General features: G+C 69.0%; 21 protein-coding genes. 9 read left to right on the forward strand and 12 right to left on the reverse strand.

The features are described 5' to 3' along the window. Positions 1–250: 250 nt before the first annotated feature. Entirely contained in the window at positions 251–3,814 is a 3,564-nt protein-coding gene (locus J2Y70_RS13480; RefSeq protein ID WP_309918388.1) for a lamin tail domain-containing protein, read from the reverse strand. A 163-nt stretch (positions 3,815–3,977) separates the two neighbouring features. Here J2Y70_RS13480 and J2Y70_RS13485 point away from each other — a divergent pair, with 163 nt between their 5' ends. The 3 genes from J2Y70_RS13485 (at position 3,978) to J2Y70_RS13495 (ending at position 7,217) form a co-directional block, all read left to right on the forward strand. Then, positions 3,978–4,889, forward strand: coding sequence for a tryptophan 2,3-dioxygenase family protein (locus tag J2Y70_RS13485; protein ID WP_309918391.1), 912 nt, complete (start codon positions 3,978–3,980; stop codon positions 4,887–4,889). A gap of 185 nt (positions 4,890–5,074) precedes the next feature. Beyond that, positions 5,075–6,592, forward strand: a complete 1,518-nt coding sequence (locus J2Y70_RS13490) for an oligopeptide:H+ symporter (protein ID WP_309918394.1) — start codon at positions 5,075–5,077, stop codon at positions 6,590–6,592. Between the two features lie 16 nt (positions 6,593–6,608). After that, positions 6,609–7,217, forward strand: a complete 609-nt coding sequence (locus tag J2Y70_RS13495) for a thioredoxin family protein (protein ID WP_309918397.1) — start codon at positions 6,609–6,611, stop codon at positions 7,215–7,217. 443 nt (positions 7,218–7,660) lie between these two features. Here the strand turns inward: J2Y70_RS13495 and J2Y70_RS13500 are convergent, their stop codons facing one another. After that, the gene (locus J2Y70_RS13500) at positions 7,661–8,149 is read right to left on the reverse strand and encodes a MarR family winged helix-turn-helix transcriptional regulator (protein ID WP_309918400.1); all 489 of its coding nucleotides are present in this window, start codon (positions 8,147–8,149) and stop codon (positions 7,661–7,663) included. A 179-nt stretch (positions 8,150–8,328) separates the two neighbouring features. Between J2Y70_RS13500 and hppD the strand changes: the two genes are divergently transcribed. The 3 genes from hppD (at position 8,329) to hmgA (ending at position 11,190) form a co-directional block, all read left to right on the forward strand. Continuing rightward, positions 8,329–9,396: a 4-hydroxyphenylpyruvate dioxygenase gene (gene hppD / locus J2Y70_RS13505; RefSeq protein ID WP_309918922.1), complete on the forward strand. Its 1,068-nt coding sequence runs from the start codon at positions 8,329–8,331 to the stop codon at positions 9,394–9,396. Between the two features lie 82 nt (positions 9,397–9,478). Next, positions 9,479–9,892: an endonuclease domain-containing protein gene (locus J2Y70_RS13510; protein WP_309918403.1), complete on the forward strand. Its 414-nt coding sequence runs from the start codon at positions 9,479–9,481 to the stop codon at positions 9,890–9,892. Then, positions 9,889–11,190: a homogentisate 1,2-dioxygenase gene (hmgA, locus tag J2Y70_RS13515; protein ID WP_309918405.1), complete on the forward strand. Its 1,302-nt coding sequence runs from the start codon at positions 9,889–9,891 to the stop codon at positions 11,188–11,190. Before J2Y70_RS13510 ends, hmgA begins: the two co-directional genes overlap by 4 nt. Positions 11,191–11,410: 220 nt before the next feature. Here hmgA and J2Y70_RS13520 read toward each other — a convergent pair whose 3' ends face one another. Continuing rightward, a complete protein-coding gene (locus J2Y70_RS13520; RefSeq protein WP_309918408.1) occupies positions 11,411–11,905 on the reverse strand; it encodes a hypothetical protein in 495 nt (164 codons plus the stop codon). A gap of 481 nt (positions 11,906–12,386) precedes the next feature. On the opposite strand from J2Y70_RS13520, the gene J2Y70_RS13525 reads away from it, so the two are divergent. After that, positions 12,387–13,046 carry a lectin gene (locus J2Y70_RS13525; RefSeq protein ID WP_309918411.1) on the forward strand — a complete coding sequence of 220 codons (660 nt, stop codon included), beginning with the start codon at positions 12,387–12,389 and terminating at the stop codon, positions 13,044–13,046. Positions 13,047–13,742: 696 nt separating this feature from the next. After that, entirely contained in the window at positions 13,743–14,693 is a 951-nt protein-coding gene (locus J2Y70_RS13530) for a calcium/sodium antiporter (RefSeq protein ID WP_309918414.1), read from the forward strand. 199 nt (positions 14,694–14,892) lie between these two features. Here the strand turns inward: J2Y70_RS13530 and J2Y70_RS13535 are convergent, their stop codons facing one another. From J2Y70_RS13535 to J2Y70_RS13560, 6 genes are read right to left on the reverse strand one after another with little or no spacing between them, the layout of a single operon-like run. Beyond that, entirely contained in the window at positions 14,893–15,264 is a 372-nt protein-coding gene (locus J2Y70_RS13535; protein WP_263396871.1) for a Na+/H+ antiporter subunit G, read from the reverse strand. Further along, the gene (locus tag J2Y70_RS13540) at positions 15,261–15,545 is read right to left on the reverse strand and encodes a K+/H+ antiporter subunit F (protein WP_309918417.1); all 285 of its coding nucleotides are present in this window, start codon (positions 15,543–15,545) and stop codon (positions 15,261–15,263) included. The genes J2Y70_RS13535 and J2Y70_RS13540 overlap by 4 nt, the downstream gene beginning before the upstream one ends. Then, positions 15,542–16,042: a Na+/H+ antiporter subunit E gene (locus J2Y70_RS13545; protein WP_309918420.1), complete on the reverse strand. Its 501-nt coding sequence runs from the start codon at positions 16,040–16,042 to the stop codon at positions 15,542–15,544. The genes J2Y70_RS13540 and J2Y70_RS13545 overlap by 4 nt, the downstream gene beginning before the upstream one ends. 1 nt (position 16,043) lies before the next feature. Next, entirely contained in the window at positions 16,044–17,606 is a 1,563-nt protein-coding gene (locus J2Y70_RS13550) for a monovalent cation/H+ antiporter subunit D (RefSeq protein ID WP_309918423.1), read from the reverse strand. Further along, the gene (locus J2Y70_RS13555; RefSeq protein WP_263396875.1) at positions 17,603–17,962 is read right to left on the reverse strand and encodes a Na+/H+ antiporter subunit C; all 360 of its coding nucleotides are present in this window, start codon (positions 17,960–17,962) and stop codon (positions 17,603–17,605) included. Before J2Y70_RS13555 ends, J2Y70_RS13550 begins: the two co-directional genes overlap by 4 nt. Further along, entirely contained in the window at positions 17,962–20,793 is a 2,832-nt protein-coding gene (locus tag J2Y70_RS13560; RefSeq protein ID WP_309918426.1) for a monovalent cation/H+ antiporter subunit A, read from the reverse strand. Before J2Y70_RS13560 ends, J2Y70_RS13555 begins: the two co-directional genes overlap by 1 nt. Before the next feature lie 183 nt (positions 20,794–20,976). Between J2Y70_RS13560 and J2Y70_RS13565 the strand changes: the two genes are divergently transcribed. Further along, positions 20,977–21,894 carry an NAD-dependent epimerase/dehydratase family protein gene (locus J2Y70_RS13565; protein WP_309918428.1) on the forward strand — a complete coding sequence of 306 codons (918 nt, stop codon included), beginning with the start codon at positions 20,977–20,979 and terminating at the stop codon, positions 21,892–21,894. A gap of 25 nt (positions 21,895–21,919) precedes the next feature. Here the strand turns inward: J2Y70_RS13565 and J2Y70_RS13570 are convergent, their stop codons facing one another. From J2Y70_RS13570 to J2Y70_RS13580, 3 genes are all read right to left on the reverse strand, one after another. Continuing rightward, the gene (locus J2Y70_RS13570) at positions 21,920–22,402 is read right to left on the reverse strand and encodes a DUF962 domain-containing protein (RefSeq protein ID WP_263396878.1); all 483 of its coding nucleotides are present in this window, start codon (positions 22,400–22,402) and stop codon (positions 21,920–21,922) included. 454 nt (positions 22,403–22,856) lie between these two features. Next, the gene (locus J2Y70_RS13575) at positions 22,857–23,537 is read right to left on the reverse strand and encodes a hypothetical protein (protein ID WP_309918434.1); all 681 of its coding nucleotides are present in this window, start codon (positions 23,535–23,537) and stop codon (positions 22,857–22,859) included. A 142-nt stretch (positions 23,538–23,679) separates the two neighbouring features. After that, positions 23,680–24,147, reverse strand: coding sequence for a hypothetical protein (locus tag J2Y70_RS13580; RefSeq protein WP_309918437.1), 468 nt, complete (start codon positions 24,145–24,147; stop codon positions 23,680–23,682). Positions 24,148–24,360 lie beyond the last annotated feature (213 nt).

Here is a 24,360-nt window from a genome sequence, read left to right on the forward strand (position 1 = left end):
TTCTCCCCTCGGGAGAAGGTGGCCCACAGGGCCGGATGAGGGTACGGGCGCAGCCTCGTGCCCCAAACTCCGCGAGACGCTGCGCGCCGGACCCTCACCCCAACCCCTCTCCCGTGGGGAGAGGGGCTTTGACAGCGGAGGTTTCGAGGGCTACTGCAGTTTCGGGAGCCACGGCGAACTCCGGAGCGGGTGCAAAAGAAAAGGGCGCGGCTTTGCGGCCGCGCCCTTGTTCTGCCCGAAGGCGCTGCGCTCAGCGGCCGATGCGGGTGCTGAAGCGCGCCGTGTTGTCGGACGGGTCGGCATCGGGCGAGGCGGAGCTGGCGCTGGCCTGGATCACGATGGTGCGGTCGGCCGGCAGCGGGCGGGTGGCCAAGGCCAGGGTGAACGTGGTGCTGGCGCCCGGGGCCAGGTCGGCGCGGGTGCTGCACTGGAACTGCGCGCTACGCAGGCCGTGGGCCTGGCGCACGCATTGCCAGCCGCGCGGCGGTACCAGCGCCGACAGCACCGACAGCGTGTTGCCGCTGACGCTCAGGCTGGCGCGGCGCACCGGCGCATTGCCGTGGTTGCTCAGGGCGATGCGGTAGTTGGCGCCGAATGCGGTCAGCGGCAGCGTCGCCGGGCCGTCGATGCGCAGTGCCAGGTTGCCGGCAGGCGCGGCCTGCACCGCCACCGCGGCGCTGGCGCCGTTGTTGCCGGCGTTCGGGTCCTCGGTCTGCGAGGCGACCGAGGCGGCCAGGCGCAGCGTGCGGCCGACCAGCTCGGCCGTGGCCGGCACCGCTACCTCGAAGCGCTGCGCCGCGCCGGCGGCGAACTGCGTCGTGGTGCAGGTGACCACGGTCTGCGCGCCCACGTCCGGCGCCGCACAGTCCCAGCCCGGGGCGGCGGTCAGGGTCGGCGTCACCGCTGCGTCCAGCGCGAAGGCGACCGCGGCGAAGCGGGCCGCGTCCGGACCGGCGTTGCCGACCTCGACGCTGTAGCGGATCGTGTCGCCGGCGTAGACCGCGGCATTGGCCGCGCTCGCGGTCACGCCCAGGTCGGCGCGCTGCAGCGGCTTGAGCTTGAGCAGCACCACCGCCGGGTCGTGGTCGGACAGCCGCGCCGGCGAGTTGGCGTCGTTGCGCGCGGTGGCCGGGAAGTCGGCGTTGAGCCGCGCGTGGCTTTCGCTCAGCGTGGCGATCTGCGCCGACCCCATCAGCGCGCTGTTGGCCAGCACGTGGTCCAGCGACTGCACATTGCCGTCGTAGGCATACGAGTAGCTCTGGTCCGGCGTGGACAGCAGGGTCAGGTTGTACAGGTCCGGGTCGACCAGGTCGGCACCATCGCCCTCGACCACGGTCTGCGCGTCGGCGGACGGCAGGCCGGTCACCGTGCCCATCGCATCGACGTAGCCGTCGTTGAACTCGAAGGCGTTGAAGTCGCCCATCACCAGCATCTGCTCGGCGGGATCGGCGGCCTGGCGTGTCTGCAGCAGGTTGGCCAGGAACACCGCCTGCGCCTGGCGCTTGGCGCGGATGCGCTGGCCGCTGGCGTCGTCGGTCTCGGCGCCGTTGAGCGAACGCTGGTGCACCTCGACCACGGTCAGCGGCAGTGCGCGGCCGTCGGCGAAATGCACTACTGCCTTCAGCAGCAGCGGCGGGCGGTCGTTGAGCAGGCTGGTGCCGCCGGCCGGCTCGGTCCAGGTGGTGGTCTTGCCTTCCTGGCTGACCGACACGACCTCCACGCGGGCGACGCCGGCACCGACCGCGCCGGTCTTGACCAGGAAGCCGACGTCGATGCCGCCGACATCATTGCCTTCCTGCAGATAGGCCACGTACTGCGGATCGGGTTGGCCGGCGGCGACCGCATCGCTGTTGACGCGCGCGGCCAGTGTCTGCAGCACGCTCAGGCTCTCCACTTCCACCGTGCCCAGGATGTCGGGCGTGTTGAGGTAGTTGCGGATCGCCAGCGAGGCCTTGTTGAGCCGGGCTTGGTAGGCGGCCGGGGTCAGCACCGGTTCGCCGATCGCCGGGTCGTTCTGGTCGTCGAAGAAGCGCTCCATGTTGTAGGTGGCGACGTTGACGTCGTCGGCCTGCGGCGCCGGGGCCGGCTTGGGCTGGTCGGCGCCGTTGCATTGCACGGTGGGCGCGGTTTCCGGATAGATCGTGTAGCGGCGGAAGCTGTAGTCCAGCGGTCCGCTGACGCCGAGTACCACGCAGCCGCCGGCCACGTCGATGCGCTCGCCGCCGAGGCCGGCGCTGCCCACCGCGATCACCTGCGGATTGGTGTTCCAGCGCGGCACGCCGGCCGGGGAGCCGGCTGGCAGCGGGTCGGGCTGCTGCACGCCGGGAGTGCGCCAGGCGCGCGGCAGGCCGGTGACCACGGCATGGAACACGCCGTTGCTGCTGGCGCTGGCGTTGGTCTCGTTGACGTTGCCGCCGGTGGGCGCGTTGACGGTCAGGCTGGGCGCGGCCACGCGCATGCCTTCCAGGCGCTCGAGCTGGTCGTAGGCGCCGCTCGGGTCGGGGAAGCTGGTGGTCAGCGTCACCGCGGCCGGCAGCGGATTGCCGGTGGACTGCAGCAGTACGGTTGGTGTGCCCAGCTCGGTCAGCGGCGGCTGGGTCGGGTCGGCGCTCGGCACGTACTCCAGCACGGTGGCCTGCACGCGCACCGCGTTGCCCACCGCGGCCTCGGCCGGCGGCGCGCTGCCGGTGTAGACGTAGATGCCTTCGGAGGTCTGCGGATCGGCATCGGCCTGGGCGTCGGACGCCTGCAGGAAGAAGCCGGCGCTGCGCCGCGCGGTGACGATGCCGCTGGTGGCGACGATCTGCCCGACCAGCGGCGAACGCGCGCCGCTGCCCTGGATGCTGTGGATCGGCACCAGGTTGAAGTCGTCGTTGAGGATCACGCCGCTGGCGGTCAGCGTGGCCGGCAAGGCGCCGCTGATGCCGCTGACGTCGAGGTAGAAGGTCTCGTCGGGTTCGTTGGCGGTGTCGCCATTGACCGGCACGCTGACCTGCGCGCTGCTGTCGCCGGCGGCGATGGTCACGCTGGTCGCGGCCAGGGCCTGGTAGTCGCTGCCGGCGCTGGCGCTGCCGTCGCGGGTGGCGACGCTGAAGCTCACCCCGCCGCTGCCGGCCGGCTGGCTCAGGGCGATGGTGAACACGAACGCGGTGCTGCCGCTGTCGCCTTCGCCGCGGCTGACGTTGGCCACGCTGGCCACCGGCTGGTTGCCGCCGCCGCACAGGTTGAGCGCCGCCGCGGCGTTGCGCGGGGTCGGCGCGCCGGTGGCGAAGTCGGCATTGTTGTTGTCGCTGTCGCTGCAGCCGCCGTTGCCGCGCAGCACCGCCAGGGCGTTGCTCGGCGCGGCGGTCGGCGCGCTGCCTTCGGCGCAGCTGGCGGTGCTGCCGTAGCCGACGAAATCGACGTTGCCGGCGGGGCAGGCGCCGCTCAGCGCGGTCGCCGCGTTGCTCAGCGCGATCTTGCCGGCGGTGCCGCTCATCGCGGTGGTGCCGGTGGCGTCCGGGGTCGGCAGCGCAGTGCTGCCGCCACTGCCGTCGGCCTGCTTGACCAGGTAGTAGCCGCCCGCCGGGATGCTGCCGGCCAGCGCGGTGACCTGCCAGCTGCTGCCGGCGGCCGAGGCGTACTGCAGCGACCAGCCGGCCAGGCTCACCGCCTCGTTGCCGTTGTTGTGCAGTTCGACGAAATCGCTCTTGTAGGTGGCGCCGCTGTTGCCGCCACCGCCATAGACCTGGCTGATGACGACCTGGGCCTGGCCGGTTCCGGCACAGGCAAGCGCGCACGACAACACTGCGGCACGAAGCAGCATGGTTCGCATGACGAAGACTCTCCCCAATCCTTGAAGACGTGACGACGGATGACGATCGGGCGCCCCCCAAGGCGCCGGCTCGATTCTGCCCGAGTTTGCCGCCCGCCGCTGACCGGGATGTGACAGGCGTCGCTGCGGTACCCTTGCCGGCCCCGGACCGCCGTACCCGCCCATGCCCGTCGAACAGAACCAGCGCCCGCTCGAAGCCGGCATCCACACCGACCTGGAGGGCCGCCTGACCTACGGCGGCTACCTGCGGCTGGACCAGCTGCTGTCCGCGCAGCAGCCGCTGTCCGACCCGCCACACCACGACGAGATGCTGTTCATCATCCAGCACCAGACCTCGGAGCTGTGGCTGAAGCTGCTGGCGCACGAGTTGCGCGCGGCGATCGTGCACCTGCAGCGCGACGAGGTCTGGCAGTGCCGCAAGGTGCTGGCGCGCAGCAAGCAGGTGCTGCGCCAGCTGACCGAGCAGTGGTCGGTGCTGGAAACGCTGACCCCGTCCGAATACATGGGCTTTCGCGACGTGCTCGGCCCGGCCTCCGGCTTCCAGTCGCTGCAGTACCGCACCATCGAATTCCTGCTCGGCAACAAGAACGCGCAGATGCTGCGCGTGTTCGGCCACGACCCGCAGGGCCAGGCGGCGCTGCAGGCGGTGCTGGAAGCGCCCAGCCTGTACGAGGAATTCCTGCGCTACCTGACCCGCTTCGGCCATGCCGTGCCCGAGCAGTACCGGGCGCGCGACTGGCGCCAGCCGCACGTCAGCGACCCGCTGCTGCGGCCGGTGCTGGAGCGCATCTACGAGAACACCGATCGCTACTGGCGCGAATACGCGCTGTGCGAGGACCTGGTGGACCTGGAGACGCAGTTCCAGCTGTGGCGCTTCCGCCACATGCGCACGGTGATGCGGGTGATCGGCTTCAAGCGCGGCACCGGCGGCTCCAGCGGCGTGGGCTTCCTGCAGCAGGCGCTGGCGTTGAACTTCTTTCCGGAGCTGTTCGAGGTGCGGACCTCGGTGGGGCTGGAAAGCCGGGACCGGGGACCGGGGACCGGGGACCCGGAAGCGGCATCGCAGGAACCGTAAGGCCACCGCCGGCGCCGCGCTTGCCAGGGAATCGTTGCGGCTGGGCGCCCCTGCTTTCCCGGTCCCTGGTCCCCGGTCCCCGGTCCCGCCAATTTGACGTCCCCGCCAACTGTCGGTGATGCTCGCCCGTTACCCGGCCCGGCCGGAATCGCCCAGCCCATACTGAATACGCAAGGGAACACCGCATGAGCGTTGACGACGTCGCGTCGCACCCCCCCGCCTCACCGCAGCCGGCGCAACCGCCCGAATTCAAGACCTTGCTGGGCCATCCACGGCCATTGTGGATGCTGTTCATGACCGAATTCTGGGAGCGCTTCGCGTTCTACGGGATTCGCTGGGCGTTGGTGCTGTACATCGTGGCGCAGTTTCATGACGGCCAGGGGACGGGCCAGGCGCCGGCCAGCGCCACCTACGGCGCCTACCTGGCGCTGGTGTACGCGGCGGCGATCTTCGGCGGCTACATCGCTGACCGGGTGCTCGGCTACCAGCGCTCGATCCTGGTCGGTGCGGCGGTGATGTCCGCCGGCCTGTTCCTGATCTCGATCCCGAACCCGCAGATCTTCGAGCTGGGCCTGGCCACCGTGGTGGTCGGCAACGGTTTGTTCAAGCCCAACATCTCGACCATGGTCGGCCAGCTGTACAGCGCCGCCGACCCGCGCCGGGACAGCGGCTTCACCATCTTCTACATGGGCATCAACCTGGGCGCGATGATCGCGCCGTGGCTGACCCAGCAGCTGGCCGAGAAGGTGTTCGGCACCGCGGCGATGCCGTCGTACAAGATGGTGTTCATCGCCTCGGGCATCGGCATGCTGATCAGCCTGGTGTGGTTCTGGTTCGGCCGCGCCCAGCTCAAGGGCATCGGCGCACCGATCCACGACGGCGCCAGCCGCATGCGCGTGGTGTACGTGCTGCTCGGCATGCTGGTGGCGATCCCGGTGGTGTACCTGGCGCTGGCCGCTGGCGCCGGGGTGCTGCAGTGGATCCTCAGCACGATGTTCGTGATCCTGGCGGTGATGCTGCTGATCGAAGGCGTCCGCAACGGCAAAGTGGCGCGCGACAAGGTGATCGCGATGCTGATCATCTTCGCCTTCAACGTGCTGTTCTGGATGTTCTTCGAGCAGGCGGGCAGTTCCTTCACCTTCCTCGCCGACGAAATCGTCAATCGCCGGTTCGGCGACTGGACCTTCCCCACCGCCTGGTTCCAGTCGGTGAACTCGCTGGCCATCATCACCCTGGCGCCGCTCATCGCCTGGATCTGGGTCAAGGCCGGCCGCTTCAATCCCTCCATCTCGCGCAAGTTCGCGCTGGGCCTGACCTTCAATGGCCTGGCGTTCCTGTTGCTGATGTTCGCGCTGTCGAGCCTGGTCGACGACGCCGGCAAGATCCCGTTCTGGACCCTGTTCATGGTCTACGTGATCCAGTCGGTGGGCGAGCTGTGCCTGTCGCCGATCGGCCTGTCGATGGTGACCAAGCTGGCGCCGCTGCGCCTGGTCGGCTTCGGCATGGGCGGCTGGTTCCTGTCCACCGGCATCGGCAACAACCTGTCCGGCATCTTCGCCAGCCATGTCAGCGGCGAGGGCGGGATGACGGTATCGTCCGCCCTGAGCGGGTATACCTTCGGCTTCTGGGCGCTGCTGGGCTCGGGCGTGTTGCTGTTCCTGATTGCACCGTTGATCAGCAAGCTGATGCACGGTGTCAAATGACGTGAGGTAGATCGCAATGTCGAACAAGACGATCAAGACGATAGGCAGCGCCGCGGCGCTGCTGCTGGCACTGTCAGGCTGCGAGAAGGCCGTCGCACCGGAGGCCGAGCAGGCCCCGGCCAAACCGTTGGACACCTCGGTGCAGAAGCCGCCGGTGGCCGATCCCAGCCAGCCGGTGGCCTCGGGCAATACGCCCGCCGCCGCCGACGTGGCCGCGGTGGCGGCGCTGAGCGCGCAGTTCGACCCGGCCCGCGACCCGGCCAAGGACCTGGAGACCGCGCAGGTGGAAGCCAAGCGCGGCGGCAAGCGGATCCTGCTCGATGTCGGCGGCGAGTGGTGCTCGTGGTGCCACATCCTCGACCAGTTCATCGAGGGCGATGCGGAACTGCGCAGCTTCCGCGACGCCAACTACGTGTGGGTCAAGGTCAACTACAGCGACGACAACAAGAACGAGGCGTTCCTGGCCCAGTACCCGAAGATCGAGGCCTACCCGCACCTGCTGGTGCTGGATGCCGACGGCAAGCTGCTGCAATCGCAGTTCACCGGCGAGCTGGAGAAGGGCAAGGGCTACGACCGCAAGAAGTTCTTCGACTTCCTCAAGCAGTGGGCGCCGCCGCAGACCTGAGCGAAGCGGTGGGGCGTCTTGCTGGCTGCCGGAAGGCATTGAACCTGTAGGAGCGGCTTCAGCCGCGACAGGCTTTACCGGTAGAGCCCGTCGCGGCTGAAGCCGCTCCTACAGGGGTTCGTGCATCCGCCGGATCTCCATGTGGAGCGATTTCAGTCGCGACGGCTTTGCCGAACGGCCCGTTGCGGTTGCAGTCGCTCCCACAGGGCTGCCGCTCGGCGGTGTCCGTGTAGCTGGGCACACAAATCGCCCGCGCGAGGCAGCATCCAACCTCTGTAGGAGCGGCTTTCAGCCGCGACAGATCGCTTCGAGGCGCAGCAGGCCAGCGGTGGCGGCCAAGCCGCTCCTATAAGGATTGCTGTGGACCCACCAGATCCTCATGCGGGAGCGACTCAGTCGCGACGGGCCTTGCCGTCGGGCGCGCCACTCCCGCAACACCGCGGCTACTTGCCCGTCATGCTCGGCAGGCCCTCGGCCGCCAAGCGGTCGATCAGCCGGTGCAGCACGCGCTGCTCTTCCTCGCTGAACGGCGCCAGCAGGCGGCGCTCGCATTCCAGCACCATCGGCGCGACCACCTGGTAGACCTCCACGCCCGCCGCCGTCAGGTGCAGTACCGAGCGGCGGCGGTCGTCGCCATGGGTCTCGCGCTGGATGAAGCCGCGCTCGAGCAGGCGCGCCACCGCGCGGCTCACCGCCACCTTGTCCATCGCGGTGCGCTCGGACACCTCGCCGGCCGACAGCCCCGGGTACAGCGCCAGCACCGCCATCACCCGCCATTCGGTCACCGCCATGCCGTAGCGCTCGCCGTAGACGCGGGCGATGTTGCTGCTGATCCGGTTGGACAGCACGCTGATGCGGTAGGGCAGGAACTGCTCCAGGTCGAGCGAGGGCTGCTCGGGAGCGGGTGGGGCGGAGGAAGCGATCGACGTCATGCTGCATTGCACCTTGCTGGTGGTTTCATTTGTAACTACAACGGAGGACACTACCGACCATTCTCGCGAGTCTGGCGTCCGTCCGCATCCGAAATTTCGGCCGGCCGCGGCCCGCGTCCTCCAGGAGACGAGCCATGAGCGCACAACCGCAGTATCCGTCCCAGCCGGCCAACCTGGGCATGCAGGTCACCACCTTCGAAAACCCGATGGGCATCGACGGCTTCGAATTCGTCGAATTCGCCGCGCCGGCCGGGCAGGGCGAACAGCTGCACGCCTACTTCCGCAGCATGGGCTTCAGCGCGGTGCTGCGCCATCGCAGCCGCGCGATCACCGTGTACCGGCAGGGCGGGGTCAACTTCCTGGTCAACGAGGAGCCGGATTCCTTCGCCGCCGACTTCGCCGCCGCGCACGGCCCCTGCGCCTGCGGCTTCGCGATCCGCTTCCGGCATCCGGCCGACGAGGTGTTCGCCAAGGTGCTGGGCAACGGCGGCGAAGCCATCGCCGACAAGGCCGACACGCGCGCGGTGCCGGCGCCGGTGGTCAAGGGCATCGGCGACTGCATGCTGTACCTGGTCGACCGCTATGGCGAAAAGGGGTCGGTGTACGCCGATTTCGAACCGGTGCCCGGCGCCGAGCCGCATCCGGCCGGCTTCGGCCTGACCTTCATCGACCACCTGACCCACAACCTGTACTTCGGCAACATGCAGCGCTGGTCGGACTACTACGAGCGCCTGTTCAACTTCCGCGAGATCCGCTACTTCGACATCAAGGGCGCCAAGACCGGGCTGACCTCCAAGGCGATGACCGCGCCGGACGGCGTGGTGCGCATCCCGCTCAACGAATCGTCCGACCCGAAGAGCCAGATCAACGAATACCTGGACGCTTACCACGGCGAAGGCATCCAGCACATCGCCTGCTTCACCGACGACATCTACGAGACGGTGGAGCGCATGCGCGCGGCCGGGGTCGAGTTCCTGGATACGCCGGACGCGTACTTCGAGGTGATCGACCAGCGCATCCCCAACCACGGCGAAGATGTGCCGCGGCTGGCCCGGAACAAGATCCTGATCGACGCCGACCTGGAGACCAAGCAGCGCAAGCTGCTGCAGATCTTCACCCAGAACTGCATCGGCCCGATCTTCTTCGAGATCATCCAGCGCAAGGGCAACGAGGGCTTCGGCGAAGGCAACTTCCAGGCCCTGTTCGAGAGCATCGAGCGCGACCAGATGAAGCGCGGCGTGCTCTGACGCGACACCGCGGAGAACGCTGATAAGCGCATGAGCCCCTCTCCCATCGGGAGAGGGGTTGGGGTGAGGGTACGGTGGCGTCATGACCGTGAAGCCGCCATTGCCTACAGCGACGCTCGGAAACGCCCGCAGGTTGCGCCATGCCATGACCGATGCGGAACGAAAGCTCTGGCAGTATCTGCGCGGCGGGCGTCTGCTCGGTCTGAAATTCCGCAGACAGCACCTGGTTCCACCTTACGTTGTCGATTTCTACTGCGAAGCGCTGAAACTTGTCGTCGAACTGGATGGCTCGCAACATTCGACAGAGGTCGATGCCGAGCGAACTCGTTACCTGCAGGCGCAAGGAATGCACGTACTGCGCTTCTGGAACAACGATGTAATGCTACAACCGGACGCAGTACTGGAGTCGATTCTGGGCTTTGCCAGCGTCCGCACCCTCACCCCAACCCCTCTCCCAGTGGGAGAGGGGCTTTCAGAGCTAGAGTCCACGCCATGAACATCCAGCATCACGGCTACCAATCCGGCTTCGGCAACGAATTCGCCACCGAAGCCGTGCCCGGTGCGCTGCCGCAGGGGCAGAACTCGCCGCAGCGCGTGGCCCATGGCCTGTACGCCGAGCAGCTGTCCGGCACCGCGTTCACCGCGCCGCGCGGCGTCAACCGGCGCAGCTGGCTGTACCGGATCCGCCCGGCGGCGGTGCATGGCGCATTCGCCGCGTACACGCAGGCCGGCGGCTTCCATAACGACTTCAACGCCGGGCCGGTGTCGCCGGACCAGTTGCGCTGGAGTCCATTGCCGCTGCCGCAGGCGCCGGTGGATTTCGTCGACGGCCTGTACACGGTGGCCGGCAACGGCTCGGCCGAGGCGCAGCATGGCGTGGCGGTGCATCTGTACGCGGCGAACGCCTCGATGCAGGACCGTTTCTTCTACAACGCCGACGCCGAGCTGCTGATCGTGCCGCAACTCGGGCGGCTGCAGCTGTGCACCGAACTGGGCACGCTCGAGGTCGAGCCGCAGGAGATCGCGGTGATCCCGCGCGGCGTGCGTTTCCGCGTCGCGCTGCCCGACGGACAGGCGCGCGGCTACGTGTGCGAGAACTTCGGCGCACTGTTGCGGCTGCCCGACCTGGGGCCGATCGGCGCCAACGGCCTGGCCAATCCGCGCGACTTCCTCACCCCGGTGGCCGCCTACGAAGACGACGAAGGCGAGTTCGAACTGATCGCCAAGTTCCAGGGTCACCTGTGGCGCGCGCCGATCGGGCATTCGCCGCTGGACGTGGTCGCCTGGCACGGCAACTACGCGCCGTACAAGTACGACCTGCGTCGTTTCAACACGATCGGTTCGATCAGTTTCGACCATCCCGATCCGAGCATCTTCACCGTGCTCACCGCGCCCAGCGACACGCCGGGCACCGCCAACCTGGACTTCGCGATCTTCCCGCCGCGCTGGCTGGTGGCGCAGCACACGTTCCGCCCGCCGTGGTTCCACCGCAACGTGGCCAGCGAGTTCATGGGCCTGGTGCACGGCGTCTACGATGCCAAGGCCGAAGGCTTCGCGCCGGGCGGCGCCTCGCTGCACAACTGCATGAGCGGGCATGGCCCGGACGCGGCCACCTTCGACAAGGCCTCGCAGGCGGACCTGTCGCGGCCGGACGTCATCGCCGACAGCATGGCCTTCATGTTCGAGACCCGCGCGGTGCTGCGCCCGACCGCGCAGGCGCTGGCCGCCGCGCACCGGCAGCGCGACTACCAGCAGTGCTGGCAGGGCCTGCGGCGCAATTTCCAAGCGCCCTGAGCGGCGCGGTGTGTGGCGTACCGGCCCTCCCGCACTGCGGACCGCGGGCCAGCGCCTGCAGCAGCGCGCTTAGGCGGTTCCCAGTTCCAGCGACGCGCGCGGCGGGGTGGCAGCACTTGTAGCGTGCGCTGCGCGTAGCGCCGGAGGTCGTTTTCCGCGCGCCCCGACTAGGTCGCGCACCGGTCCGCGCCGACCGAGGGTCAGCAGTAGGGCGGTGCGCTCAGGCGGCTTCCAGCGACGCGTGCAGCGGCGCGGGCAGCACTTCCAATACGCGCTCGCGGATGCGCTGCGCGTAGCGCTCGGAGGTCATTTCCGGCATCGCGCGCAGGGCGTTCGCGATCGCCTGCAGTGTGGTGGCGTCCTCGCGCGCATCGCGCAACTGCTGCTGCAGCGGGCGCGAGGCCGGGTGGCGCTGCAGTTGCAGCAGGTCGAGCAGATACATGCGCGCGTTGAGCAGCGCGCGGCGCGGATCCGCTGGCGCCGCGGCCGGGGCTGCCGGAGCGGCGACCGGTGCGGCGGCGCGGCCATCGTCCAGATAGCCCTGCTGCAAGAGCGCCTGCACGATCGCCGCGGCGTTGCTGCCGCCCAGCGCGGCCAATTCCTCGACGCTGCGCTGGCCATCGGCCAGGATCAACACGCGCCGCTGGCGCATGTCCAGTGGCGCGGCGTGGGATTGCGGTGCCGCGAGGGCGAGGGCGGTCTTGCGCGGATGCATGGCAGTGGTACCGGAAGAGGCGCAGCTTCGCCTTTGGCGGTGAAACGCTGATGACAGGCGATGCGCGCTGCGCGGCGGCGAGTCGCGTGCGGGTACGAGGCAAGGCCAGTGTGAGGAGGGAAACTTCGTCTACGCACGGGTGGCGATGCCTCCCTCCTGGGATGCCGGACGAATGCGATGCGCCGCATGTGCAGCAGCGTTCGCCGGCACCATCAACATCAACATCAACGCCACAACCACAACCACAACCACAACGACAACGACAACGACAACGACAACGGCAGCCAAGACCAATGCCAAGGCGCAGTTACAGCGCAGCCACGGGCACGGCTACGGCTAAGTCAAAGCCAAAGCCAAAGCTGCTGAGCCGGGTGGCGATAGCGAGGACGATGGCGGACCTGCGTCGTGATTCCGCAACGCCAGCCAGTGCATGCATCCGCCGCGCGCGCTAGCCTATGCGCTGCTCTTGCGAGGAACTGCGATGAAGCCGACCCTGCCCGCCGCCGCATTGCTGCTGCTCGCGCTGAGCGCTTGCGACACATCGCCGCCAGCATCGCCGCCGTCGGCGTCAGCGCCCGCCGCGGCGAACGACGACGCCTTGCCGCCGCCGCCACTGGACCAACCCGATACCGACGTGCCGCCGGCGCAGGCCCCGGCGGCGGCGATACCGCCGGAGATGGCGCCGGCCGAGCGCCAGCTGGCCCGCGCCAATGGCTACGGCGACCTGCGCCTGGGCATGAGCGCGGCGCAAGCGCGCACGGCATGGGGCGGCGAGCTCGACGGCCAGCCCGGTGAGCCTGGCGGCTGCTATGTCCTCAGGCCGCGCTGGGCCAAGGGCGGCAACGACTTCGGCCTGATGTTCGAAGCCGACAAGCTGGTGCGCTATGACGTGCGCACTCCCAAGGAGACCGCGCCGGGCGGCGGCAAGGTCGGCATGGACTTGGCGCAGCTGCGCGCGCTGTATGCCGGGCGCCTTGAGGAGCAGCCGCACAAGTACATCGAAGGCGGCAAGATCCTGCGCATCTCCAGCGCCGCCGGAGAGTCCGGCGTGCTGGTATTCGAGATCGACGCCGCGGGCAAGGCCAGCGCCTGGCGCGTCGGCCTGCCGCCGCAGGTGGACTACGTCGAAGGCTGCGGCTAGCCGAGTCGCTGCAGGAGCGGCGCCGTCGCGAAGGGATATCGCGATGGATTTAACGAAAGCGCGTTGGGGGCCGATGGTCCAGCTACAGGAGCCACTCCCACAGCGCACCCAGCCAGTGCAGCGGCTTGACCGGCGCCTAGTGCACGAGGACAAGCTGGTCGATCAGATCAGCGCGACTTTGTAGGAGCGGTTTCAACCGCGACAGATACCGCGTAAGACGACGGGCTTCGGCAGACAGGCTGCGTAGCAGTCGAGGCTGAAGCCCCTCCCGCAGTGCACCCAACCAGCGCACCGCGGCTTTGCAGGAGCGGTTTCAACCGCGACAGGTACCGCGACGAGGCAAAAGGATTCGGCAGCTGACGGGACTGAAGCCTCCTTCACAGTCCAGTCTGGCAGGCTCGCCGCAAGTCCCTGTGGGAGCGACTTCAGTCGCGACGAGCGAAGCGGTGGACCTGAAGCTCCAGGACAGCCGTCTGAACTGATGGCACCAGGCCATCCGGAACCCTGCTGCAATTGTGCCTTCCAACCTGACGGCCCCTCACAGGCACGGTTCTGGTTGTCTTCGGTTTGCGACCGTGACCCGCGCTTGGCCAGGAGGACCGCCTGACCACGGATCGCCCCGCCATTACCACGATGACGACCGCATCATCCGCGCTGAGCATAGAATCGCGCATCGTAACGGCGAGGGGATGGGCGATGGCGAGCGCGATCGGCTTGGTGCTGGTGGGACTGCTGTTGCTGGCCTTGGGCGGCGACTCGATCGTCAAGGCGGCGTCCGGCCTGGCGCAGCGCTGCGGCGCCTCGCCGTTCGTCGCCGGCCTGCTGCTGGTGGCGTTCGGCACCTCGTTGCCGGAACTGGCGGTCAATGCGCGCGCCTACGCGGTCGGCGCGCAGGACCTGGCGCTGGGCAATGCGGTCGGCAGCAACCTGGCCAACCTGGGCCTGACCCTGGCGTTGGCCGCGCTGGCGGCGCCGCTACTGGTACGCACGCGGATGCTGGCGCCGTTGCTGGTGGTGCTGGCGGTGGCGACGCTGGCGCTGATCGGCTTCGGCCTGGATGGGGCGATCGCGCGCTGGGAAGGCGCGCTGCTGTTGCTGGGTTTCGTCGGCGTGCTGGTGTTCCTGTTGCGCCGCGCGCGCAGCGAGGACGCCGCGCGCCAGCTCGGCCTGTCCGGCTATGCGGTGACCCGCACCGCGCTCGGCCTGAATCTGCTGCGCCTGCTGATCGCGATCGCGCTGCTGTATTTCGGCGCCAAGCTGGTGGTCGATGCGGCGCCGCGGCTCGGCGCCGCCTGGGGCCTGTCGCCGTTGCTGGTCGGCCTGCTGCCGGTCGCGATCGGCACCGCGCTGCCGGAAGCCGCCGCCGCGATCGCCGCGGCGCGGCGCGGGCAGGGCGACATGGTGGTCGGGCACGTGCTCGGCTCCAGCCTGTTCAACCTGCTGGTGGTGATCGGCGGCATGGCGGCGCTGCGTCCGCTGCCGTTGCCGGCGTCGTTCGTGCGCCTGGAACTGCCGGCGGCGGTCGCGCTCAGCGTGGTGCTGTACCCGATGCTGCGCGGCGACATGCGCATCAGCCGCGGCGAAGGCGCGGTGCTGCTGGTCGCGTTCCTGGCTTGGGTGGGGCTGGAAGTGGCGTTGGTGGGGTGAGGCGGTGTGTCGGGACCAGGGACCGGGGACCGGGGACCCGGAAAGCGGAGGCTGGTTGTTGGCTGGAGCCTGCAGCCAAGCGACGCCACTTGTAGGAGCGGCTTCAGGCGCGACAGGGCGTTACCGGTAATGCGCGGTCGCGGCTGAAGCCGCTCCTACAGGGTGCTGTGTCAACGTGGCACATGCGGGTCGGAATCTTCTAGCGCTCGTCCTGTTGCGCCGGCGGCGGCAGCCCTTCCTTGTCGGCGTGGTCGCTGCCCGGCACCTGCGGGCGCTGTTCCATCATCAGCGACAGCGCGGCCTTGGCCATCATGTGCGCGCTGATCGGGGCGGTGATGAACAGGAACGCGGTGATCAGCAGTTCGCGCGGTTGCGGGTCCTGGCCCAGGAACAGGTGGTAGCCGACCGAGGCCAGCAGCACGCAGCCCACGCCCAGGGTGCTGGCCTTGGTCGGCGCGTGCAGGCGCTTGAAGAAGTCCGACAGCTTCACCAGCCCCAGCGCGCCGAGCAGGATGAAGAAGCAGCCGACGATCAGCAGCAGCGACAGCCCGACCTGCAGCAGCCCGATCATTCGACGATGTCCCGGCGCAATACGAACTTGCTCAGCACCACGGTGCTGCCGAAGCCGAGCATGGCGATCACCAGCGCGGCCTCGAAATAGATCGGCGAATCCAGGTACATGCCGAACAGCATCAGCTCGGCGATCGCGGTCACCGACAGCGTGTCCAGCGCCAGGATGCGGTCGGGCACCGTCGGCCCGCGCAGCAGCCGCCACAGCGCCAGCAGCATCGCCAGCGCCACCACGTGCATGCACACGGCGATGGTGCCCTCGATGAACATGTGGCCGGTCATGGGAAGATCTCCATCAGGGGCGCTTCGTAGCGCGTCTTGATCTGCCGGATCACTGTCTCGGCGTCGTCCAGGTGCAACACGTGCACCAGCAGATACTTGCGGTCGTCCGACAGCGCCGCCGACACCGTGCCCGGGGTCAGCGTGATCATGCTGGTCAGCGCGGCGATACCGTGGATGTTGGCGATGTCCAGCGGCACCCAGATGAAACCGGGATGGATCCGCGATTCCGGGCCCAGCACCTGCAGCGCCACCACCACGTTGGAGCGCACGATGTCCCAGGCGACCACGCACAGCATCTTCGGCACCGGGCGCAGCGAGCCGATGCGTGCGAACTCGCGGTCCAGGCGCGCGGCGAACAGCGGCACCGCCACGCCCAGCAGCGCGCCCAGCACCACCTGGGCCAGGCTGAAGCTGTCGCTCATCAGCAGCCAGAACACGGTGACGGTGACGCTCAGCGGCCACGAAGGGAACAGGCGGCGCAACCAGGGACGGCGCATGTCAGGGCTCCCGCAACGCCGGCGCGACGGCGCGCAGCTGGGTGGCGTAGTCGGCCGGGCGCAGCAGCTGCGCCGCGGCGGCCTCGGTATAGCGCAGCATCGGCCCGGCGGCGATGGTCATCGCCACGCCGTAGCCGAGCAGCAGCAGCGTCGCCGCGGTTTCCAGCGGCCGCGCGCGCGCCTTGCGCGGTTGCCGCTGCGGCCGCTGTTCGAGGCTGTCGTCGTCGAGGCGCTGGTCGCCCGGCACGCGCCAGAACAGGCGCACGCCGGCGCGGGTCAGGCCCATGATCACCATCAGGCTGCTGAGCAGCACCGCCGCCCACACCGGGCCGACGCTGGCCGCGGGCGTGGCGCCCAGGATCGCGACCTTGGCCAGGAACCCGGACAGCGGCGGCAGGCCGGCGATCGACACCGCCGCGATCAGGAACAGCACGCCGGGCACGGTCTTGCCCGGCAGCGGCGCGATCACTTCCTTGCGGTCGCTGGCGTCGCCGCGGCGGCGCCGGATCAGGTCGGCGATCAGGAACAGCGCCGCGGCGACGAAGCTGCTGTGCGCCAGGTAGTACAGGCCGGCGCCGAGCGTGCCCGGCGCGTCCAGCGCGAAGGCGATGAACAGCGTCGCCGCCGACACGATCACCAGATAGCCGACCAGCACCCGCAGGCGCACCGCGGCCAGCACCCCGAGCGCGGCCAGCAGCAGCGTGCCGATGCCCAGCCACAGCAGCCAGTCGCGGCCATAGCCGGCCAGCGCCTGCGCCTGGTTGCCCAGGATCAGCGTGCTGACCCGCAGCACCGCGTACAGCCCGACCTTGGTCATGATCACGAACAGCGCCGCCACCGGCGCCGGCGCCCGCGCATAGGTTTCCGGCAGCCACAGGTACAGCGGCAGCAGCGCGGCCTTGGCGCAGAACACCAGCAGCAACAGGCCGAAGGTAGCCTTGATCAGGCGCAGGTTCTCCGGCGGCGCCTGCGCGATGCGCTGCGACAGCTCGGCCATGTTCAGCGAGCCGAGCAACGCGTACAGCAGGCCCAGCGCGATCAGGAACAGGGTGGAGGAGGTGACGTTGAACACCACGTAGTGGAAGCCCACGCGCAGGCGCAGGCCGCGCCCGCCGCTGAGCAGCAGGCCGTAGGAGGCGATCAGCATCACCTCGAAGAACACGAACAGGTTGAACACGTCGCCGGTCAGGAACGCGCCGTTGAGGCCGACCAGCTGGAACTGGAACAGCGCGTGGAAGTGCGGCGCGCGCCGGTCCCAGCCGGCGCAGGCGTGCAGCAGGCAGGCCGCGGCGAGCAGGGTGGTGGTCAACAGCATCCACGCCGACAGGCGGTCGGCCATCAGCGCGATGCCCAGCCGCGAAGGCCAGTCGCCGAGCAGGTACACCTGCACCTGGCCGTCGCCGGCGCGCACGAACAGCGCGATCACCGCCGCGGCCAGCGCCGCCATCGACGTCCATGCCACCGCGCGGCGCGCGTGGCGCCCGTAGCGGCGGTGCTCGACGAACAGCGACAGGGCGGCGCCGAGCAGCGGGATCAGGATCGGCAGGATCACCAGATGGTTCATAGCGCGCTGCCGCCATCGTGATCGACGCGCGCATCGACATGGTCGCTGCGGTTGTCGCCGCGGCTGCGCATCGCCAGCACGATGCTGACCGCGGTCATCGCGAAGGCGATCACGATCGCGGTCAGCACCAGCGCCTGCGGCAGCGGATCGGCGTGCTCGGCCAGGGTCGGCGCGATACCGTCGCGCAGCACCGGCGCCTTGCCCTGTACCAGCCGCCCGCCGGCGAAGATCAGCAGGTTGGTGGCGTAGGACAGCACGGTCATGCCCAGGATCACGTCGAAGCTGCGCGCGCGCAGCAGCAGGTACACGCCGACCGCGGTCAGCACGCCGATGGCGCTCGCCAGTGCCAGTTCCATCAGCGCATCTCCCCGGTGCGTGCCGAGCGCTGCGCCGGATCGATCTGGCCGCGCTGCGACGCGCGGGTGCGCGAAGGCTTGACCGTGCCCATCATCGACAGGGTCAGCATGGTGCCGCCGAACACCACCAGGTACACGCCGGTATCGAAGCCCAGCGCGCTGGCCAGCGGGATGTCGCCGATCAACGGCAACTGCAGGTCGTAGTGGCCGCTGGTCAGGAACGGCACGCCGAACAGCATCGAGGCCATGCCGCTGAGTGCGGCCAGCAGCAGGCCCAGGCCGATGCAGCGGATGTAGTCGAAGCCGAAGCGCGACTCCACCGAGGCGGCGCCCTGGATCACGTACTGGATCAGCAGCGGCACCGCCAGCACCAGTCCGGCGACGAAGCCGCCGCCGGGCGCGTTGTGGCCGCGCAGGAACAGGAAGATCGACACGGTGAGGGTCAGCGGGAACATCAGCTGCGCCAGATCGGCCGGCACCGGCAGCTTGATCGGCGGGCCGGGCATCACCTTCTCCGGCGCCATCCGCGCGCGCCGCAGCAGCGCATGCACCACCAGCGCGGCGATGCCGAACACGGTGATCTCGCCGAAGGTGTCGAAGCCGCGGAAGTCGACCAGGATCACGTTGACCACGTTGCGCCCATAGGCTTCCGGCAGCGCGCGCTGCAGCAGCTCGCCGGCCATCGTCGATGCCGGCCGGGTCATCACCGAATACGCCAGCAAGGCCATGCCGGTGCCGGCGGCGATCGCCAGCGTCGCATCGCGCAGCTTGCGCCAGCGCTGCGGCTCGACCGGAGAGGCCTTGGGCAGGTAGTTCATCGCCAGCAGCATCAGCACCAGCGTCACCATCTCCACCAGCAACTGGGTCAGCGCCAGGTCCGGCGCCGACAGGAACACGAACACCAGGCTCACGCCCAGGCCGCTGCCGCCGATCACCAGCACCGCCAGCAGCCGCTGCCGGTACAGGAACAGCGTGGCCAGCGCGCAGCTGACGATCAGCAGCCACAGCCCCCAGCCCAGCAACGGCATCGGCTGCGGGGCCGGCCACTGGTTCCACAGCGGCGGCGCGGCGACGAACGGCGCCGCCGCGACCACCACCGCGCTCAGCAGCAGCCAGCGTAGGCTGCGCTGCAGGCTGCCGTTGGTCAGCAGCCGGGTGAAGCGCGCGGCGACGCCGAACAGCGCTTCCACATGCCAGTGGAAGACCCGCTTGCCCAGCGAGCGACGCGCCTCGGTGTACAGCGCGGTCAGCTTGCGCAGGCCGAAGTACAACGCCACCCCGCCGACCACGCCGGCGAAACTCATCGCCAGCGGCGCGTTCCAGCCGTGCCACACCGCCAGGCTGTAGGCGGGCAGCGCCTCGCCGAGGATGGAGTGCGCGGCGGTGCGCAGCACCGGCGCCACGGTCAGCGCCGGTACCACGCCGACCGCCACGCACAGCAGCACCAGGATGTCCACCGGGATTCTCATCCAGCGCGGCGGCTCGTGCGGCATCGCGTCCAACTGCCGTGGCCCGCTGCCGAAGAAGGTCTCGTAGACGAAGCGCAGGCTGTAGGCGACGCCGAACACGCCGGCCAGCAGCGCCGCGGTGGCGGTGAACACGCGCATCGCCGCCGGGCCGCCGGCCTCCAGCGCCTGCGCGAAGAACATTTCCTTCGACAGGAAGCCGTTGAGCAGCGGGATGCCGGCCATCGACAGCGAGGCGATGATCGCCAGCGCGCTGGTGAACGGCATCCAGCGGCGCAGGTTGCCGAGCCGGCGCATGTCGCGGGTATGCGTCTCGTGGTCGATGATGCCGGCGGCCATGAACAGCGAGGCCTTGAACACCGCGTGGTTGAGGATGTGGAACACGCCGGCCACCACCGCCATCGGCGTGGACAGCCCGAACAGCATGGTGATCAGGCCCAGGTGCGAGATCGTCGAATACGCGAGCAGGCCTTTCAGGTCGTGCTGGAAGATCGCCAACCAGGCGCCGGCCAGCAGCGTGATCGCGCCGACGCCGCTGACCGTGTAGAAGAACAGGTCGCTGCCGGCCAGCGCCGGATGCAGCCGCGCCAGCAGGAACACGCCGGCCTTGACCATGGTCGCCGAATGCAGATAGGCCGACACCGGCGTGGGCGCGGCCATTGCGTGCGGCAGCCAGAAATGGAACGGGAACTGCGCGCTCTTGGTGAAGATGCCGAGCAGGATCAGCCCCAGCGCCCACGGATACAGCGCACTGGCGCGGATCGCCTCGCCGGCGGCGAGCACCGCATCGAGCTGGTAGCTGCCGACGATGCGCCCGAGCAGCAGGATGCCGCCGAGCAACGCCAGGCCGCCGCCGCCGGTGATCACCAGGGCCATGCGCGCGCCGTCGCGCGCGTCCTTGCGATGCGACCAGAAGCCGATCAGCAGGAACGAACTGATGCTGGTCAACTCCCAGAACACCATCAGCAGCAACAGGTTGCCGGCGATCACCATGCCCAGCATCGCGCCCATGAACAGCAGCAGATAGCCGTAGAAGCGCGCCACGTTCTCGCGCGCGCCGAGGTAGTAGTGCGCGTACATCACCACCAGCGCACCGATCGCCAGCACCAGCCCCGCGAACATCCACGCCAGCCCGTCCAGGCGCAGCGAGAACGTCAATCCGATCTGCGGCAGCCAGGCGTGGTCGGCGCGCACGATGCCGCCGTCCAGCACGGTCGGCGTCAGCATGCCCAGCAGCACCAGCCCGGCCAACGGCGCGGCCGCGGCGACCCAGGCCAGAGTGGCGCGCGAACGATGGCGCAGGGCGACGATGGCCGCCGCCATCAGGAACGGCAAGGCCAGCAGGATGTCCAGGACGGGGATCATGCAGGGAATGCGAGATTCGCGAGCAGGAGCCCGAGTGTAACAGGCGCATCCCGGCGCTGGCCTGCGATGGTGGTCGGCGCATGCGAGGTCATTGCGCCACGATAGCGCAGGCGGGGTGATGCGTTTGCGAGCGCCGCGCCGCAGGCATTGGGCGTGGCGGCGCGCGCTCGCTATGCTTGTGCGATGACCGACGCGCCTGCCATTGCCGCTTCCTCCACGCTTGCACACGATACGGGCGCGCGCGTGGCGCTGCTGTTCGGCGGCAGCGGCCAGATCGGCGAGCGCGTGGTGCAGGGCTTGCTGGCCGCCGGCTGGCAGGTGCATGCGTTCTCGCGCAAGCCACAGCCGCCGCGCGACGGCCTGCATTGGCACCTGGGCGAACTGGGCGCGCTGCAGGCGCCGCCGCTGCAGGTCGATGCGATCTTCAGCTGCGGCCCGCTGGATGCGTTCGCCGACTGGTACCGGCGAACGCCGCTGTCCGCGTCGCGCGTGGTCGCGTTCGGTTCCACCAGTCTGGAGGTCAAGCGCGATTCGCTGGACGCCGCCGAGCGCGACGTCGCGCGGCGTCTGCGCGAGGCCGAGGCCACGCTGTTCGCCGTCGCCGCCGAGCGCGCCGCCGCCGCCACCGTGCTGCGCCCGACCCTGGTCTACGGCGCCGGCCGCGACCGCACGCTGAGCGCGATCGCGGCCCTGGCACAGCGCAGCGGCTGGTTCGTGCTGCCGCGCAGCGCGCAAGGCCTGCGCCAGCCGGTGCACGTGCAGGACCTGGCCGAGGCGGCGCTGGCGGTGCTGGCGCATCCGGCCACGCATGGCCGCAGCTATGCGCTGGGCGGCGGCGAGGTGCTCAGTTATCGCGAGATGGTGCGGCGGGTGCTGGCCGCATTGCAGCCGCCTGCGCGGCTGCTGTCGCTGCCGCATGCGGTGTTCGCGCTGGCCCTGCGCATCGCCCATGCCGGCGGCCGCCTGCGCGGCATGAACCGCGCCGCGCTGCAGCGCATGGGCGAGGACCTGGTGTTCGACCTGGCGCCGGCGCAGCGCGATTTCGGCTATGCGCCGCGCGCGTTCGCGCCGGATGCGGGAATGCTAGGTTTGCCGCGCTGAGGCAGACGCAGACGCGGCGCCTGGCTCAGTAGCGCCAGCCCATGCGCCGATAGACCTTGGCCAGCACCCACGCCGGTCCGATCAGCAGATACACCAGGTCGGTGAGGAAGCTGGGCTTGTGGCCTTCCAGCTTGTGCCCGACGAACTGCGCGATCCAGGCCACCACGAACACGCCCAGTGCCAGCCACAGCAGGCCGTGCAGGCCGAGGTGCGCCTCCAGCAGCCGGCACAGGCAGCCGCAGAAGAAGAACGCCGCCAGCATGCCGTAGCCCAGCGGCCGCGACAGCCGGTTGTAGAACATCCACGCCGCGAACATGCCCAGCGCCGCCCACAGCCCGCTCTGGAACCAGCTGCCGCCGACCGGGATGCACCACAGCAGCGCCACTACCGACCACAGGATCGCCGGCACCGCCAGCACATGGATGCGCTGGTTGGCGACATTGCGGTGATCGTCGGAATAGCTGGCGAAGTAGCGGTCGATCGGGCGCGCGTAGGCGGTGGTATCCATCTTCCCTCCCAGGAACCGGGCCAGCATAGCGCCATCGGCGTGGCGATGCGGAGACGGCGGTGCGGGTCGGGAGCCGCCCGAAATCCGGTGGGAGCGACTTCAGTCGCGACGAACGAAGCGCTGGATATCCGCGACTGGAAAAGCGTCGGGCTGAAGCCCGTCTATAAGGCAAGCACATCGAAGCCCAGCATCGACTGCGCTTGCGCAAGGGCTGTTGCGGATTTTGCGTTGTCCCTCGCTCCGGGGGCGACGCCATCGGGTGGTCCAGAAGGCCATCCCCCATAGATTGCCGCGCTTCCTGGATGATCATGTGATGCGGCTTGCTGTGGGATCGCTGGCGTCGCCTGAGTCGCTGTGGGGCTCTTATCGTCTGGGTATCGCCTACTTGCCAGCCCTCGAAGCGGCCATGATCGAAGTCCTGGTCTATTTGGTTGTGAATCCAGAGTCGTTACAGTCAAATTCCATTGGAGAAAACGTCCAGCTGCTGAGGCTCTACCCAGCCCTGGGCGCAGTCGCCTTCAGGGCGTGCGCCGTCTATCAGTGCGCATGCCTTGCCGCTTTTGTGCTGCGCGACGAAGGTGATCGGGCGGTCACCATACTGGTTGCAGATCGGCTTGCCTCGGCACGCGGGGATGCTGGCGACGGGGAGGCCCACCACGTAGTAGTAGGCCGATTGCTGGCCGGCACGCGCCGTCGCCTGCACGCACACGAATTGTCCATCGGAGAGGTGTGCATTGATCTGGGCTTTGCTGCCGGTCACCGGCAGGGTATCCAGCAGGGGCGCATCGGGTTCGGAAACGCCTGCGAAGAAGCCCTCCGCACTACAGTTCGGGGACAGCTCGATGTCGTAGAAGTCGCCGGCTTCCATATTGCCTGCTGTGCAGCCGCGTCCCTTGGAAGCGTCCTCGCACTGGACGTGCAGGGCTTTCGCGAAATTGGCGAGATCGTCGCCTTGCGAGGCGTCGGCAGGCAATGCCGCTGGTGGAGCGACCGACGCCTGCTCCTTCGATGTGTCCGGGTGCGTGGCAGCGGCAGCATTCATGCTGGTAGGGCGATTGCATCCAACCAATCCAATGACCGGCAGAGACAGCGCCAGAAAGAGAGCGTGGCGAAAGTAGCCAGACAAGTTGCTCATAAGAAGCAGAAACTCGGAAGCAAGGGAGAAGATTCGCAGCGAACTGCGGTGCTCTGCGCGTGACTGGTGCAGTGGAGCTTTGGCCCGTAGGTCTTTCCTTATCCTCATGGAGATCCATCGAGGGTGCTGCGTGTCCTTCGGTTCACAGGGATTGATCGTCCACCTTCACCAAGGTCCAACACGGGCGCTGGGCGAAGTGGTAGACCTGCTGATCGCTGGTGTCGGCCTTGCGGACCAGCACCTGGCGGCCGTCGGCGTTCTCGGAGACGACGACCTCGCGGCCGCCGCGACGCGCTTCATCCAGAGTCGGGATCACCGGCCACTCGACCTCGGCCAGCGGGACCTCGCGGCTCACCGGCGCCGGCTCGGGCTGGGCGCCCGGGTCGACACTGATCATCGTCAGCGGGTTGGCCGTGGCCTTTTCCTGCACCGCGATGTCGGCGCTGAACCGCTGGAGGAAACTGCCGAAATCGGCATCCGGGCAGCGGGGCGCGGCCTGGGCGGGGGCGGCGGCCGTCGCGGAGGGCAGCGAGGTGACGGCCGTGGACTCGCCCTGCTGCGGCTTACACGCGGCAAGGAGCAGGCTAAGCGCGAGAGCGGTCGAAAGCATGCGTGCTAAGACCAACGGATCCTCCTGATCTGGTTGGATGGCATGACCCCAGTGGGGTGAGCAGCTTATGGAGGCGGGGTAAAGAGCCAGTGATCCGCCGACGTGGCGGTGCGGCTGGATTGGCGGCGTGTGCTCGTGGCTCAGGCGTCCGTCGCCGCGCCAGGTAAGGCCAGCACCAGACGGGAGGTGCTGGCGAGCACGGACCCGGAGGGC

The organism is Xanthomonas sp. 1678, assembly GCF_031455575.1.
Lineage (GTDB): Bacteria > Pseudomonadota > Gammaproteobacteria > Xanthomonadales > Xanthomonadaceae > Xanthomonas_A.

What these genes read in the sequence shown, in the direction of transcription:
- J2Y70_RS13545 (WP_309918420.1), bottom strand. Translation starts at nt 16,042, where the DNA reads ATGCGCCGTCCCTGGTTGCGCCGCCTGTTCCCTTCGTGGCCGCTGAGC.
- J2Y70_RS13535 (WP_263396871.1), bottom strand. Translation starts at nt 15,264, where the DNA reads ATGATCGGGCTGCTGCAGGTCGGGCTGTCGCTGCTGCTGATCGTCGGC.
- J2Y70_RS13550 (WP_309918423.1), bottom strand. Translation starts at nt 17,606, where the DNA reads ATGAACCATCTGGTGATCCTGCCGATCCTGATCCCGCTGCTCGGCGCC.
- J2Y70_RS13560 (WP_309918426.1), bottom strand. Translation starts at nt 20,793, where the DNA reads ATGATCCCCGTCCTGGACATCCTGCTGGCCTTGCCGTTCCTGATGGCG.
- J2Y70_RS13510 (WP_309918403.1), top strand. Translation starts at nt 9,479, where the DNA reads ATGACCGTGAAGCCGCCATTGCCTACAGCGACGCTCGGAAACGCCCGC.
- J2Y70_RS13495 (WP_309918397.1), top strand. Translation starts at nt 6,609, where the DNA reads ATGTCGAACAAGACGATCAAGACGATAGGCAGCGCCGCGGCGCTGCTG.
- hppD (WP_309918922.1), top strand. Translation starts at nt 8,329, where the DNA reads ATGCAGGTCACCACCTTCGAAAACCCGATGGGCATCGACGGCTTCGAA.
- J2Y70_RS13580 (WP_309918437.1), bottom strand. Translation starts at nt 24,147, where the DNA reads ATGCTTTCGACCGCTCTCGCGCTTAGCCTGCTCCTTGCCGCGTGTAAG.
- J2Y70_RS13575 (WP_309918434.1), bottom strand. Translation starts at nt 23,537, where the DNA reads ATGAGCAACTTGTCTGGCTACTTTCGCCACGCTCTCTTTCTGGCGCTG.
- J2Y70_RS13570 (WP_263396878.1), bottom strand. Translation starts at nt 22,402, where the DNA reads ATGGATACCACCGCCTACGCGCGCCCGATCGACCGCTACTTCGCCAGC.
- J2Y70_RS13540 (WP_309918417.1), bottom strand. Translation starts at nt 15,545, where the DNA reads ATGACCGGCCACATGTTCATCGAGGGCACCATCGCCGTGTGCATGCAC.
- J2Y70_RS13480 (WP_309918388.1), bottom strand. Translation starts at nt 3,814, where the DNA reads ATGCGAACCATGCTGCTTCGTGCCGCAGTGTTGTCGTGCGCGCTTGCC.
- J2Y70_RS13500 (WP_309918400.1), bottom strand. Translation starts at nt 8,149, where the DNA reads ATGACGTCGATCGCTTCCTCCGCCCCACCCGCTCCCGAGCAGCCCTCG.
- J2Y70_RS13525 (WP_309918411.1), top strand. Translation starts at nt 12,387, where the DNA reads ATGAAGCCGACCCTGCCCGCCGCCGCATTGCTGCTGCTCGCGCTGAGC.
- J2Y70_RS13530 (WP_309918414.1), top strand. Translation starts at nt 13,743, where the DNA reads ATGGCGAGCGCGATCGGCTTGGTGCTGGTGGGACTGCTGTTGCTGGCC.
- J2Y70_RS13520 (WP_309918408.1), bottom strand. Translation starts at nt 11,905, where the DNA reads ATGCATCCGCGCAAGACCGCCCTCGCCCTCGCGGCACCGCAATCCCAC.
- J2Y70_RS13490 (WP_309918394.1), top strand. Translation starts at nt 5,075, where the DNA reads ATGAGCGTTGACGACGTCGCGTCGCACCCCCCCGCCTCACCGCAGCCG.
- J2Y70_RS13565 (WP_309918428.1), top strand. Translation starts at nt 20,977, where the DNA reads ATGACCGACGCGCCTGCCATTGCCGCTTCCTCCACGCTTGCACACGAT.
- hmgA (WP_309918405.1), top strand. Translation starts at nt 9,889, where the DNA reads ATGAACATCCAGCATCACGGCTACCAATCCGGCTTCGGCAACGAATTC.
- J2Y70_RS13485 (WP_309918391.1), top strand. Translation starts at nt 3,978, where the DNA reads ATGCCCGTCGAACAGAACCAGCGCCCGCTCGAAGCCGGCATCCACACC.
- J2Y70_RS13555 (WP_263396875.1), bottom strand. Translation starts at nt 17,962, where the DNA reads ATGGAACTGGCACTGGCGAGCGCCATCGGCGTGCTGACCGCGGTCGGC.